Source organism: Streptococcus ruminantium (genome assembly GCF_003609975.1).
GTDB classification, from domain to species: Bacteria; Bacillota; Bacilli; order Lactobacillales; family Streptococcaceae; genus Streptococcus; species Streptococcus ruminantium.
In genome coordinates this window covers 1,966,192-1,980,747 of record NZ_AP018400.1, presented here as the reverse complement: position 1 = coordinate 1,980,747, position 14,556 = coordinate 1,966,192, and the positions used below count along the sequence as shown (strand labels likewise).

General features: G+C 41.9%; 5 protein-coding genes. 4 read left to right on the top strand and 1 reads right to left on the bottom strand.

The window, feature by feature from the left end; genetic code table 11:
• Positions 1-231 precede the first annotated feature (231 nt).
• A complete protein-coding gene (gene leuS / locus SR187_RS09315; RefSeq protein ID WP_120172374.1) occupies positions 232-2,733 on the top strand; it encodes a leucine--tRNA ligase in 2,502 nt (833 codons plus the stop codon).
• Positions 2,734-3,577: 844 nt separating this feature from the next.
• Entirely contained in the window at positions 3,578-6,469 is a 2,892-nt protein-coding gene (locus tag SR187_RS09310) for a serum opacification factor (protein ID WP_120172373.1), read from the top strand.
• Positions 6,470-6,651: 182 nt separating this feature from the next.
• On the opposite strand, the gene SR187_RS09305 is transcribed toward SR187_RS09310, so the two are convergent.
• Positions 6,652-11,373, bottom strand: a complete 4,722-nt coding sequence (locus tag SR187_RS09305) for a Cna B-type domain-containing protein (protein ID WP_120172372.1) — start codon at positions 11,371-11,373, stop codon at positions 6,652-6,654.
• 602 nt (positions 11,374-11,975) lie between these two features.
• On the opposite strand from SR187_RS09305, the gene SR187_RS09300 reads away from it, so the two are divergent.
• Together SR187_RS09300 and SR187_RS09295 are read left to right on the top strand one after the other, a co-directional pair.
• On the top strand, positions 11,976-13,376 hold the full coding sequence (locus SR187_RS09300; RefSeq protein ID WP_120172371.1) for a glycoside hydrolase family 1 protein: 1,401 nt from the start codon (positions 11,976-11,978) through the stop codon (positions 13,374-13,376).
• Positions 13,377-13,385: 9 nt separating this feature from the next.
• On the top strand, positions 13,386-14,495 hold the full coding sequence (locus SR187_RS09295; RefSeq protein ID WP_162496997.1) for a DUF871 domain-containing protein: 1,110 nt from the start codon (positions 13,386-13,388) through the stop codon (positions 14,493-14,495).
• Positions 14,496-14,556: the final 61 nt, after the last annotated feature.

Below are 14,556 nucleotides of genomic sequence, written 5' to 3'. Positions count from 1 at the left end.
TATTTGATTTTAAAGAATAAAAGAGCAGTAAATCGGAAGGTTTACTGTTTTTTAATTTATTTAGATGAAATAAATTGAACTTGGTATTTAGAAGTTGATTTTTTACAAATGGTATCATATTTTTGTTTGCTAACTAGAAAATAGGAAGTCGCAAAGTTCAGTCTCTACCTTTTTTCTTTCCTTTTTTCATGGTATAATAGTAAGGATAATTTATTGACATGGAGAAAATATATGAGCTTCTACAATCATAAGGAAATCGAACCAAAGTGGCAGGAATTTTGGGCGAAAAATCATACCTTTAAGACGGGGACAGATAGTGACAAGCCAAACTTTTATGCGCTAGATATGTTCCCTTATCCATCTGGTGCGGGCCTGCACGTTGGACATCCAGAAGGATATACTGCAACGGATATTCTCAGTCGTTATAAGCGGGCACAAGGTTACAATGTGCTTCATCCAATGGGATGGGATGCTTTTGGTCTACCTGCAGAGCAGTATGCAATGGATACAGGGAATGACCCAGCTGACTTTACGGCAGAAAATATCGCCAACTTTAAGCGTCAAATTAACGCCCTTGGCTTTTCTTACGACTGGGATCGCGAAGTCAACACGACAGACCCTGGCTACTACAAGTGGACTCAATGGATTTTCACTAAGTTGTATGAAAAAGGTCTAGCCTATGAGGCAGAAGTGCCTGTCAACTGGGTAGAGGAATTGGGAACAGCTATTGCTAACGAAGAAGTACTTCCTGATGGAACATCTGAACGTGGGGGCTATCCAGTTGTCCGCAAACCAATGCGCCAGTGGATGTTGAAGATTACCGCCTATGCAGAGCGGTTACTTACTGATCTGGAAGAAGTGGATTGGCCGGAGTCTATCAAGGATATGCAGCGCAATTGGATTGGTAAATCAACTGGTGCCAATGTGACCTTCAAAATCAAGGATACAGATAAGGATTTCACAGTCTTTACTACCCGTCCTGATACACTTTTCGGTGCTACTTATGCTGTTTTAGCCCCTGAACATGATTTGGTAGATAGCATTACTTCGGCAGAACAAGCTGAGGCAGTAGCCGAATACAAACGTCAAGCATCGCTCAAGTCAGACCTTGCTCGTACAGATCTTGCTAAGGAAAAAACAGGCGTTTGGACAGGTAGCTATGCTATCAACCCTGTCAATGGCAGAGAAATTCCAATCTGGATTGCCGACTATGTTTTGTCCAGCTACGGTACAGGTGCTATCATGGCAGTTCCTGCTCATGATGAACGCGACTGGGAATTTGCTAAGCAATTCGGTCTGGACATCCTTCCTGTTCTTGAGGGGGGAAATGTTGAGGAGTCTGCTTTTACAGAAGATGGACCTCATATCAACTCGGATTTCTTGGATGGACTCAATAAGGCAGATGCTATTGCTAAAATAGTGGCTTGGCTGGAGGAAAACGGTGTTGGTCAAGAGAAAATTTCCTATCGTCTGCGTGACTGGCTCTTCAGTCGCCAACGTTACTGGGGAGAGCCAATTCCGGTCATTCATTGGGAAGACGGTACTTCAACAGCTGTACCTGAAAATGAATTGCCACTAGTCTTGCCTAAGACTTCTGACATCAAACCGTCTGGTACTGGGGAAAGCCCACTGGCTAATTTGACTGACTGGTTGATGGTTACCCGTGAGGATGGTGTTAAGGGGCGTCGTGAGACCAATACTATGCCACAGTGGGCGGGATCTAGCTGGTACTACCTTCGCTATATTGACCCACACAACGATGAGAAATTGGCAGATGAAGATTTGCTCAAGGCATGGTTGCCAGTTGACATCTACATTGGTGGTGCGGAGCATGCTGTTCTTCACTTACTCTACGCCCGTTTCTGGCACAAGTTCCTCTATGATCTTGGCGTTGTGCCAACCAAGGAACCGTTCCAAAAACTCTTTAATCAAGGAATGATTTTGGGGACAAGTTACCGCGATGGTCGTGGAGTGCTTGTGGCAACAGACAAGGTTGAAAAGCGTGATGGTTCGTTCTTCAATATCGAAACAGGCGAGGAGTTGGAGCAGGCTCCAGCCAAGATGTCCAAGTCATTGAAAAACGTGGTAAATCCAGATGATGTGGTGGATCAATTCGGTGCGGATACTCTTCGTGTTTATGAAATGTTCATGGGACCGCTTGATGCTTCTATCGCTTGGAGCGAAGAAGGTTTGGAAGGCAGTCGTAAGTTCCTTGACCGCGTTTACCGCCTCTTAACGACCAAAGAGATCGTAGCGGAAAATAGCGGAGCTTTGGATAAGGTTTATCATGAAACTGTGAAAACGGTGACAGAGCATATCGAAGAACTAAAATTCAATACTGCTATCGCGCAACTGATGATTTTTGTCAATGCGGCCAACAAGGAGGGCAACCTCTATGTTGACTACGCCAAAGGCTTTGTGCAGTTGATTGCACCATTTGCACCACATTTGGCAGAGGAACTCTGGCAAGGTTTGACCAATACAGGCCAATCCATTAGCTATGTTGCATGGCCAAGCTACGATGAAAGCAAATTGGTGGAAAGTGAAGTCGAAATCGTTGTCCAAATAAAAGGTAAAGTGAAAGCCCGCTTGACCGTTGCAAAGGATTTATCAGCAGATGAGTTAGAAAAGATTGCCCTTTCTGATGCGAAAGTCCAAGCAGAAATTGCAGGCTTAACCGTTGTAAAGGTGATTACGGTTCCGAATAAACTTGTTAATATTGTAGTGAAGTAAGGAAGAGTGAGAAAGAATTTGACAAGTAGAAAAGAATTCGTCGATAAGTTTTTATTTTGGGGGTGACTATCCGGATTGGGTCGTCTATCCACACAGCTTCTATGTAGGAGTTGGACGAACTAAATATACAAGTTCAGTCTAAACTAAAAAAGTGAACGTATTGGGATTTGGTTTGATTACCGTTCCAATTTGTTCGCTTTTTTCATTTATTTAATGTCAGCACCCTATAGTCGAATAGAAACAGTTGCCTTAGATTCTTTCAGTCCAAGGTGAATAAGGTTCTATCGCATTCTTATTTGAGAGTCTTTTCTTGTTTGGCAGGTTTCCTGGTCGTCTGTAGATAAAAAACAGATAAAGGTTACAAAAAAAATACACCAAACTGTGATTTATTTAAGTACAATTTATAGATGGGATAGTAAAGACTATTCTACCTACAGTTAGTTACAAATGCAATATCGTAGATTGTATATCAACATTGTAATTTAGTAGGAGTTGAGACGGTAAATCTGGTTTCAATGATTCGTCCAATGATCAATAATCTCGGATTAGTGTGACTACTAAATTTATATGGAGATGTATTTTTCGAGACAATCGCTCTTGTATTTACTTATTGAGGCGCTCTAGGTCTGTCAAATCATCTGTGTTCCACAACAATGCCATAGGGTCGGTGGCAAGCTTGTAATCATGGTGAGTATTGCATTGTACTATTAAGGTTGAGCGTTGCTATGAGTGATTTACTTGGCTACTTTTGTTGTCTTTGTCACTGATAGAGTAGTGAAATGAGCCTTTTAGTGTTTATTTTATATACTACAACGAAACATTAAAAAGAAAGTATTGGTAAAAAATGATTAAGGTTAATATTAAGCATAGACTCAGGAAATTGTCTATCGGACTTGTTTCCGTTGGAACTATGTTTATGGCGACAACTGTTTCGGGGGCAGAAATTACTTCTACTTCCTCTACTCCTACTGAAAGCAGAGAATCTCAGCCTACTACACCTACTGGAAATACTGAACAAGTTGAAAATGAGGAAACAGCAGTATCATCCGTAACATCAGGTAGTGCGGACAATGGTCAAGAACAAGCAGGAGAAGTTGCTTCCGCTGTTCCAGTCGCTCTGACAAGTGCGACTGGAACAGCTCCAGTAGTAGAAGAGCCTAAAACCATTGAAGTTGAAAAACTTCAAGTTGAGAAAGAAAAATCAACTCTTGAAGTGAAAGACGGTGAGGGAACTGCCAAGCTTATCAAGCATCGTGACGACAAGTCTCGGGAGATTTTTGATGTGTCCCGTGACGTGAAGGTAAACAATGATGACACCCTCGACGTTACGCTGACTGTTCAACCGAAACAGATTGATGAAGGTGCCGAGGTCATGGTCCTTCTAGATGTTTCCAAAAAGATGACAGAAGATAGCTTTAAAACGGCCAAAGAGAATATTAAAAAATTAGTCAATACTCTAACGAGTAAAGCTTCTGATGGAAAAAGTTCCAATGCTCGCAATACTGTTCGTTTGATTACATTTTACAATAAGGTTAATGAACCCGTCTATTTAACTCCTGAAACAGTAAATACTGAAATTGATAAAGCTAGGGTTTTTGCCAAAGAAGATCGTAATTGGGGCGTAGACCTTCAAGGGGCTATTCATCGTGCCCGTCAAGCATTTAACTCAACTGGTGAGAAAAAATCAGGTAAACGCCAACACATCGTTTTATTCTCTCAGGGAGAATCTACCTTCAGTTATGATATTAAAAAAGACAAAGAAAAGTTATCGAAAATACAGGTTGATGGACCTGTAACCTATAGCAACCCTCTGCTACCATGGCCGTTTTACTTTGATACAACGACTAAAACCCATAATTTCGTGAAGGATGCTGACAAGTTTACTCAATTTTTAGATAAGGTAGGAATTAGCCAATTCAAAAATGCTGTCAAGGGGATGGCTTCTACAGGAAATAGTCTTTTCTCTTTGGGAAACAGGTGGCTTGGGATTAAAAATCCGCTGGATTATATTACACTAGCGGATTTAGATACAAAGGAATTGAAAGAAAGTGAGTTCGACTATTCAAACCGCTTAGGAGAGGGCTATAACTTCCGTAGCTACTACAATCGGGTGACGGATACGGTCGGTCTTAAGAGTACTATTGAGTCAGAAGTTAAGAAAAATTTAAAAAAATTGGAATCGAAAGAGGCTTCTTCATGGCTTAGCACTCTAGGATTGAAAACTGCTTCTGATTCTGTTAGAGATTGGTTTATTGGAAAAGCATTGGATCACCTATTCTACAGACGTCAATACCAATTCTACAATCATAATCTATCTGCTCAAGCAGAAGCAAAAATAGCTCGAGATGAAGGTATCCTATTCTACAGCTTTGATGTCACTAAGCCTGATACTGCAAAAACTTATGATAAATTTGATGAATATCTCAAGAAGATGTCAGAAGGTAGCAAGTTCCTAGAAGAGAAAGACTTGACCACTCCAGATAAGTTTAAGGACATCTTAAAAGAAGTAACCATTACCGATACTTTCGGTGAGAATGTTTCGGTAGTAGATGGTAGCTTTGATAAAGCCCGTGCCAAACATACCGCTAAATCTAATAGTTCAAGTAGAAGTAGTGGATGGGGATGGCCATTTGGTATCATTTCTTCTATCCTTGGTACTAACACCAAAGAATCCCTGACATGGACCATCAATAAGGATGAGCTTACCAAGGCATTTGAGGGAAGGAAGCCAGTAACCTTTACTTATAAATTGAAGGTGAATAAGGATAAGTTCTCTAAATCAACAGGTGTAGCAACAAATAAAGAAGCCACTTATCAAACAATCATTTCTAATACTACATCTTACAAGATTAATGATAAAGAAGTTAAAGATAAGAAATTAGAAGATGTTAAGGTAAGGTACACTAAAGAAACGATCCCTGTGCCAAAAGTTGAAAAAGAGAATGTGGGACCACAAACACCTCAGGAACAACCATTGCAACCGCTATCTCCAGAAGTTCCAGCAGTCCCAGCACCGGAAGTTCCTAAGACAGAAACCGAACCTATAGTGCCGCACTTACCTGAAAAACCTCAGGAAGAGCCACAGCAGCCACAGCCAGAGGCTCCAGTAGTCCCAGCACCAGAAGCTCCTAAGACAGAAACTGAACCTCGTAATCCGCAGCGACCTGAAAGACCTCAGGAAGGTATCCAGCCACGCCGCCCAGAAGTTCCATCTGATCCAAGACCAGAAGTTCCTAAGACAGAAACTGAACCTCGTAATCCGCAGCGACCTGAAATGCCTCAGGAAGATTCCCAGCCACGCCGCCCAGAAGTTCCATCTGATCCAAGACCAGAAGTTCCTAAGACAGAAACCGAATCTCATAAGCCGCAGCGACCTGAAATGCCTCAGGAAGATTCCCAGCCACGTCGTCCAGAGGTTCCAGTAGTTCCAACACCGGAAGCTCCTAAGACAGAAAGCGAATCTCGTAAGCCGCAGCTATCAGAAACACTTCAGGAGGATTCACAACGGTCATTGCATTCAGAAGTTCCATCTGTGTCATCTCCGGAAACTCCAAAAGATGGTACAATTAAACAAGATGCCTCTCTGCTCCCTATCTCCAAAGCGAAAGCAGTTCGTCAACTACCTCAAACTGGAGATAAAGATAGGCCTGATGTTGTCTACACTGTGGCAGCCTTAACTGTACTTGGAGCAATAGGACTTCTTAAGAAAAAAAGACGTGATGATCAAATTGACTAATCTTTGGATGTTATAAGACGACATAAATCATGCAGAATATGAAATTTGTCCTGTTTTGTAACACCTCTAATGATATTTTATGACAATACCACAAAAGCCCATTAGAGTAAATCTAAGGGCTTTTGTCTATCTCAAGAGAGTATTATTCTCTCAAGTTGTTCTGTTTATGAAAGTTGTCATGCCTATTTCCTCTTTCGGTAAATCGCTCGAGCACTGATAGTCGCGGCAAGTGCTAGTCCGACAAACGTCAGTCCTAGTCCGCTGAGACTTCCTGTTGATGGCAGTGGAGTCGATTTTTTCTTCTTAGGAGGAGTGGTTGGCTTGTAGGTGTTGGTAATGGTGACATTTCCATTTTCAACTTTTCCTACAGATGCTGTGTATCCATCAACCACTGAAACCTCTTTGACCGTATAGACAATATCTTTCTGGTTTGCTTTCTTGTCAAGTCCTGTCCAAGTATGCGTCCACTTGTTATCAGCAGTCAGGGTTACAGGTTCGCCCAACTTTTCACCGTTGGCATAGAGTTGAACTTGGATAGATCCAGGACGTTTACCGTCTTGATTATTGTTATCCTTCCAGACCTTGGTAACAGTGAGACTCGTCTGACCAGGTGTGTAACTGTTGGTAATGTTGTGACCATCAATGGTTGTTGTATAGTTATCAACGGCATTCTCAGTTACAGTGTAGACGATTTCCTTCCCGTTAGCGTACTTCGGTAGGTTAGTAAAGGTATAAGTCCAATTCGTATCGGCAGAGACTTTCTGACTTTGAACGACTTCACCGTTAGCCAAGAGGTTTACGGTGATAGATTTCGGACGTTTACCGTCTTGGTCATTATTGTCATTCCAGGTCTTAGTACCTGCAACTTCCGTTGTTTCTGGAGTATGGGTGTTGGTGATGTTGGTTCCTTCTACAGATGAGGTATACCCGTTTGGTGTGTTCGCCTCTTCCACAGTGTAGGTAATTTTCTTGCCATTTTTGTATTCAGGTAAGTCTGTGAATGTGTAGTTCCAATCACCGTTGGCATCTGGTTTGATGGTTGTTGTAGAAACTACCTGACTATCTGCCAGAAGGTTGACGATAATAGAAGTTGGGCGTAGACCATCTTGGTTGTCCTTATCTTTCCACACCTTGTTTACCTTGACAGAGGTTGTACTTGGTGTGTAACTGTTTGTGATATTGTAGCCATCCACCTTCATCTCATACCCGTCTACTTTTTCTTCTGAAACAGTATAGACGATTTCTTTTCCGTTAGCGTATTTCGGTAGGTCGGTGAAGGTATACTTCCAGTCGTTTTCAGCAGTGACTTGTTGGCTCTTGATGACCTTACCATCCGCCAAGAGGTTTACGGTAATAGATTTCGGACGTTTACCGTCTTGGTCATTGTTGTCATTCCAGGTCTTAGCACCTGAAACTTGCGTTGTTTCTGGAGTGTGGGCGTTAGTGATGGTAAAGTTATTGGTTGATGTTTGAGTTACTTTTGAAGTATAGCCATCAATAGCAGTGACTTCTTTGACGGTGTAGACGATGTCCTTTTTGTTTGCTTTCTTGGCAAGTCCTGTCCAGGTTGCTTTCCAGTTGTTCTCTTCAGAAAGGGTTTGGCTCTGTCCAGTGGCAACACCGTCTGCGTAGAGTTCTAGTTTGATTTCCCTGCGCAGTCCGTCTTGGTTGTTGTTGTCTTCCCAAACTTTTGTGGCAGTGACACTTGTTTCTCCCGGTGTGTAGCTGTTAGTGATATTGTAGCCATCATAGGTTGTAGTGTAATCTGCGACTGCTTTTTCACTAATCGTGTAGGTAATGGCAGCTCCATTTTTCTTAGCAGGTAGGTTTGAGAACTTGTAAGCCCAGTTGTCGTCTGCGGTGACGATTTTGCTTGCGACCGGTTGACCGTCTGCCAAGAGGTTTACGGTGATGGATTTTGGACGTTTACCATCTTGGTCGTTGTTATCGTTCCAAGTCTTGGTACCTGCAACTTCTGTTGTTTCTGGAGTATGGGTGTTGGTGATGGTAGTTCCTTCTACCGTTGTTTCGTATCCCTCTACCTTTTCTTCTGAAACGGTGTAAGTGATTTTCTTGCCATTTTTGTATTCAGGCAAGTCTGTGAAGGTGTGGCTCCAATCGCCATCAGCATTTGGTGTGATCGTTTCCGTCTTAACAACTTCACCATCCGCCAAGAGGTTGACGGTAATGGAAGTTGGGCGCAGACCATCTTGGTTGTCCTTATCTTTCCAGACCTTGTTTACCTTGATAGAGGTTGTACTTGGTTTATAGGTGTTGGTAATGGTGACATTTCCATTTTCAACAGTTCCTACAGTAGTGGTGTATCCCTCTACTTTTGAGACTTCTTTGACGGTGTAGACGATGTCTTTTTTGTTTGCCTTCTTAGCAAGTCCTGTCCAAGTATGTGTCCACTTGTTATCAGTGGTCAGGGTTACAGGTTCGCCCAACTTTTCACCGTTGGCATAGAGTTGAACTTGGATAGCTTCAGGACGTTTACCGTCTTGATTGTCCTTGTCATCCCAAGCCTTGGTTACTGTGAGGCTAGTTTGACCAGGTGTGTAACTATTGGTGATATTGTACTTATCGTAGGTTGTGGTGTAGCCTTCAACAGCGTTTTCTGTCACAGTATAGACGATTTCTTTTCCGTTAGCGTACTTCGGTAGGTCGGTGAAAGTATACTCCCAGTTGTTAGCTGCTGTTACCTCTTGGGATTGAACGACTTTGCCATCAGCTAAGAGGTTTACGGTAATGGATTTCGGACGTTTACCGTCTTGGTCGTTGTTGTCGTTCCAAGTCTTAGTACCTGAAACTTGCGTTGTTTCTGGAGTATGGGTGTTGGTGATGTTGGTTCCTTCCACCTTCATCTCATACCCGTCTACCTTTTCTTCTGAAACAGTGTAGACGATTTCTTTTCCGTTAGCGTACTTCGGTAGGTCGGTGAAAGTATACTTCCAGTTGTTTTCAGCAGTGACTTTTTGAGTCTTAAATGGTTTGCCATCAGCTAAGAGGTTTACGGTAATGGATTTTGATCGTTTACCGTCTTGGTCGTTGTTGTCGTTCCAAGTCTTAGTACCTGAAACTTCTGTTGTTTCTGGAGTATGGGTGTTGGTGATGTTAGTTCCTTCCACCTTCGTCTCATACCCATCTACCTTCACCTCTTCCACAGTATAGACGATTTCTTTTCCGTTAGCGTACTTCGGTAGGTCGGTGAAAGTATACTCCCAGTTGTTAGCTGCTGTTACCTCTTGGGATTGAACGACTTTGCCATCAGCCAAGAGGTTTACGGTGATAGATTTCGGACGTTTACCGTCTTGGTCGTTGTTATCGTTCCAAGTCTTAGTTACTGGTACAGATACTTTTTCAATGTTGGTATTTGTCACAGTAAAGCCAGAAGCCATGTCGCCTGTCACTTCAGATTGGTAGTTTTCGATCGCATCTTCTTTGATGGTGTACTTGATTTCTTTGCCATCTGCGTGAAACTTGCGTAGGTCATTAAATGTTGCTTTCCAACTGTTTGAAGCGTTGAGAGTAGCTGTTTTTCCGGTGTCTGCATCATCTGCGTAGAGACGGACTGTAGCGGAATCTTTTGCAGGGCCAATCCATTTCTTGTCAACGCTTACTGATGTTTTAATTGGCTTGTTTGTGATGGTTTGGATGGTCGCTTTTCCATCAGCGACAGAGACGGTTGTTTCTTCTGGATTTAGTTCAAATCCATTCGGTGCTGTCAGTTCTTTGATTTTGTACTGACCTGCGACTAATTTTTCTGTCACAGCTTCGCCTTGAGCATTTGTAGTGACTTCGTATTCTTTGCCATTCGCAACATTGGTGATTTTAAACTTGGCATTGGCAAGTTTTGTCTCTTGATTTTCAGCATCGACTTTGATGATTTTAATCTTGTTGGTCAAGTCACCAGAACCTGTACCACCAGATGAGGAATTGATATAGGAAGCAGAGTGTTCAGCAAGCACCTTGTCTTTAGAAGTGAGCTTAACATTGTTTTTTATAACGGTATCCGGTGTATAAGATGTTTGATAAGTAAAATAGTACTGTTGGTTACTTATATTTCCTAAATTTACTGTAACAGTCCGATCATCATTTGAAAAGGAAATCTTATCACTGCTAATGGTTTCAAGGACTTTTATTGGGTTACCTACTGAGTCAAACTCTACCCTTTGTAATCTGAAAGTATCTTTGATAAATTTCTCTGGAGAATTAAGTGCTAATGTATCAGAAAAAACAGTGTCATCTGGGAAGCTTCCCTTTTCATGGTTGATACGACCTTCCCATTGTACACGATTTCCACCGATCTCTTTTGACCATTTATTCAACTTTTCATTTTTAAGATCTGTTGGGCCATTTGGTCTAACCTTAATGGTGTGGACTTTTCCACTTACAGTTATAGAAAATGTGTTTTCTTCATTCCGGCGAACTTTTGAGTTAACAAAATTGGCTGCTAGTTGCATTGAGCCTTTGACATTATATTTGTTCTGTACATAATCGGTAAAAGTCGCTCTTACTTTTCCACCACCATCAGGATTTGGTGTTACATGGGCGTTGGCAACGACACTTCCATCAGGTGCATGTAGCGGAAAATCAACTGCCGCAGAATTGGTCGGAAACCTCATTGCGTCAGGCAGTGTGACCTCGAAATAATCTCCTTTGCGTAATTCTGCGCCATGTCCACTGGCATCCCAGTCCAGCGCTAGATAGAACCTACCATTGTAAAAAACATTATCTGTTTCTTCGCCATTAGGTGTTCTAAGCACCTTGAGTGATGTTATAGTAGTCTCTACTTCTTTTGGAGCTTCCTCCGCCAAGGCAGTACTGGCAGGGGCAAAGACCTGAAACAGCAAGCAGAATAACATTACTATCGTCTTAAATCGACTTTTTAATCCTGTTTTCATCTTTAAATTTTCCTCTTTTCTTTGACGTTTATCTATCTCCAATTTGAGAATCAGCCCGAATACGAATCATGACCACCTCTTCCTTATTTTATTCAGGAAAAATGCTTTTTTTTTTAGCATTTACGATAAAATTTTACCACTTAAACTACAGGAAGTTAAGAACAATCGGTTGACACTATGTGGACTTTCTGACCTCTAAATTTAGAGTTTAAAATGCATTTTCTTACAGATTAATTTCTTGTGAAGGAATGGCAATAGAGAAAAGGTCAATAAAAGTCTAATTTTATGTTCAAAAATGAGTAGAGATTGATTTTTGGAAAAGGAAAATCATATGTTTCTGGGTTCGATTTTACATACCCTCAGTGTTTTTAGAAAGTACCATATTTCCGTCTCGTTACGGAAAAAGAGAGAACGCTGGATGCGTTTACAAACAAGAAGGGCTGGAATATAATAAGGATATAGACACGGGGCAGGGAGCTGAGCGGTGAAGCCTACAAAGTTAGTGACAATCAGTGACGTCACCAATTCTCCTGAGGTGTTTGAAAGACAGGTTGATCATGTGCAATTGCCATTGGTCATACAAAAGAAAGAAGGAGCAATCAATGACTCAGAACAAACAAGTTTATCAATTTCCCGCAGGTTTTTTATGGGGTTCTTCTACCTCAGGTCCTCAGAGCGAAGGGATGGAACCCGGTGACGGGAAAGGCCAAAGTAACTGGGATTATTGGTACAATATAGAGCCGGAGCGTTTTCATGGAGGTATCGGTCCGGAACAGACCTCTACCTTTTACAAAAATTATGAAAAGGATATTGATTTGTTGGCAGAGACAGGTCATACTGTATTTCGGACCTCTATCCAATGGTCGCGTCTCATACCAAAGGGTGTAGGGGAGGTCAATCAAGAAGCGGTAACTTTCTATCGAGCTGTATTTTCCTTGATAAAAGAAAAGGGGATCCAATTATTTGTCAATCTTTATCATTTTGATCTTCCTTATACTTTGCAGGAAAAAGGTGGCTGGGAGAAAAAAGAAACGGTGTGGGCCTATGAAGCCTATGCACGGACTTGTTTCGAGCTTTTTGATGATGTGGTTGACCGATGGATTACCTTTAATGAGCCAATCGTTCCTGTAGAATGTGGTTATCTGGGAGATTATCATTATCCTTGTAAGGTTGATGCCAAAGCAGCGGTTGCCGTGGCCTACCATACTCAATTAGCTAGTTCTTTGGCAGTCAAAGCTTGCCATGAGATCAATCCTGATAAAAAAATCGCTATTGTGCTGAATCTGACTCCAGCTTATCCCCGTAGTGACCAGCCAGAAGATATACAGGCAGCTAGAATTGCAGAACTCTTCCAAACCAAGAGTTTTCTAGATCCATCTGTCTTGGGAGAATATCCAGAGGAGTTGGTTCGATTGATTGCCGAATATGATTTGACTCCAGAAGTTAGCGAAGAGGAGCTGGCAATTATCAAAGAGAATAGAGTGGATTTTTTAGGAGTCAACTACTATCAACCTCTTCGGGTACAAGCACCGACAAGGGTATGGAAAGAAGGAGAGGTTCTCACTCCAGAATACTTCTTTGCTCCTTATGATATGCCAGGGAAAAAAATCAACCCACATAGAGGTTGGGAAATTTATGAAAAAGGGATTTACGACATTGCCACCAGTCTCAAAGAAGAATACAACAATATTGAATGGCTAGTAACAGAAAACGGTATGGGGGTGGAAGGAGAAGCTGCCTTTAAGGAAAATGGCTATATCCATGACGATTACCGGATTGAGTTTATCGAGGATCATTTGATTGAGTTGCACCGAGCTATTCAAGAAGGGGCAAATTGTAAGGGTTATATGCTGTGGACCTTTATCGACTGCTGGTCTTGGCTCAATGCCTATAAGAATCGCTATGGTTTGATTGAGCTGGACTTGGATACTCAAGATCGCATTATCAAGAAATCAGGCAAATGGTTTAAGACCTTGAGTGCTACCAATGGTTTTAGTCGTTAGGAGGTCATCATGGTACAATTAGGATTTTCCATCTATCCAGAGCATTATTCTTTACAGGATAGTCAAGAGTATATTCATTTGCTGCATCGTTATGGAGCGCGGCGGATGTTTCTGAGTTTGTTGCAGCTAGAAACCAGTAAACCAGAGGTATTTGATCTATATAGGGAATTGATTTCCTATGCCAATCAACTAGGAATAACTGTGGTGGCTGATGTGTGTCCACGTTTTATACAGGCACAAGGTTGGCAAGATTCACTCATGGAACATGTTGCCGAATTTGGCTTAGCAGGAATTCGTCTGGATGAAGCCCTTCCTTTGGATGAAATTATTGAGCTAACCAACAATCCTTATGGTATAAAGATTGAACTGAATTTGAGTACGGATAAGACACTGTTGACCAAACTTTTGGTTAGTTCTGCTAATTTGGATAATGTAATCGCCTGTCATAATTTTTATCCACATGCTTATACAGGGCTTTCTGAAGAGTATTTTTTGGAGATGTCTTCGTTTTATCATCGTTCTGGGATTCAGACTGCTGCTTTTGTCAGTGCACAATCAGCAACCGAGGGACCGTGGCCCTTGTCAGAAGGATTACCGACTCTGGAAGACCATCGTTACCTGCCTATTCCCCTTCAAATCGCTTGGTTGAAAGCGACTGGCTTGATCGATTGTATTTTGATCTCCAACCAATTTGTATCAGAAGAGGAGCTTCAATCCATCCAAGAGGTCTTGAAAGGAGAACAGATTCGTCTGATGGTGGAAGTAGAAGATGGGCTAACGTCTGTCGAGCAGGAGATTGTAACGTTTCCTCATGTCTATCGTGGAGATGTATCAGCCTATGTTCTTCGATCAACGATGCCGCGTGTCGTGTATCAGGATGATTCAATACCAGCTCGATCAGATCAGATGATGACCGTGCAGCGTGGAGATATTTTGATTGACAATGACCTTTACGGTCGGTATAAGGGAGAATTGCAGATTGCTCTGAAAGAATTTACGGTCAGTTCCAAGGTCAATCGAGTTGGGCGGATTTGTCCTTCTTATCTCCCCTTGTTATCTCTCATCAAGCCTTGGAGAGAATTTCAACTGATTATCAACTCATCCGAACACTTTCACTAATCATACGGAAAAAGACAGGACACTTGAAAACAGTCAGCGTGTTATAATAGAGATAGAATAT

Bases quoted from the DNA above. Each gene is read 5' to 3' on its own strand.
- SR187_RS09305 (WP_120172372.1), bottom strand. From the start codon at position 11,373: ATGAAAACAGGATTAAAAAGTCGATTTAAGACGATAGTAATGTTATTC.
- SR187_RS09295 (WP_162496997.1), top strand. From the start codon at position 13,386: ATGGTACAATTAGGATTTTCCATCTATCCAGAGCATTATTCTTTACAG.
- SR187_RS09310 (WP_120172373.1), top strand. From the start codon at position 3,578: ATGATTAAGGTTAATATTAAGCATAGACTCAGGAAATTGTCTATCGGA.
- leuS (WP_120172374.1), top strand. From the start codon at position 232: ATGAGCTTCTACAATCATAAGGAAATCGAACCAAAGTGGCAGGAATTT.
- SR187_RS09300 (WP_120172371.1), top strand. From the start codon at position 11,976: ATGACTCAGAACAAACAAGTTTATCAATTTCCCGCAGGTTTTTTATGG.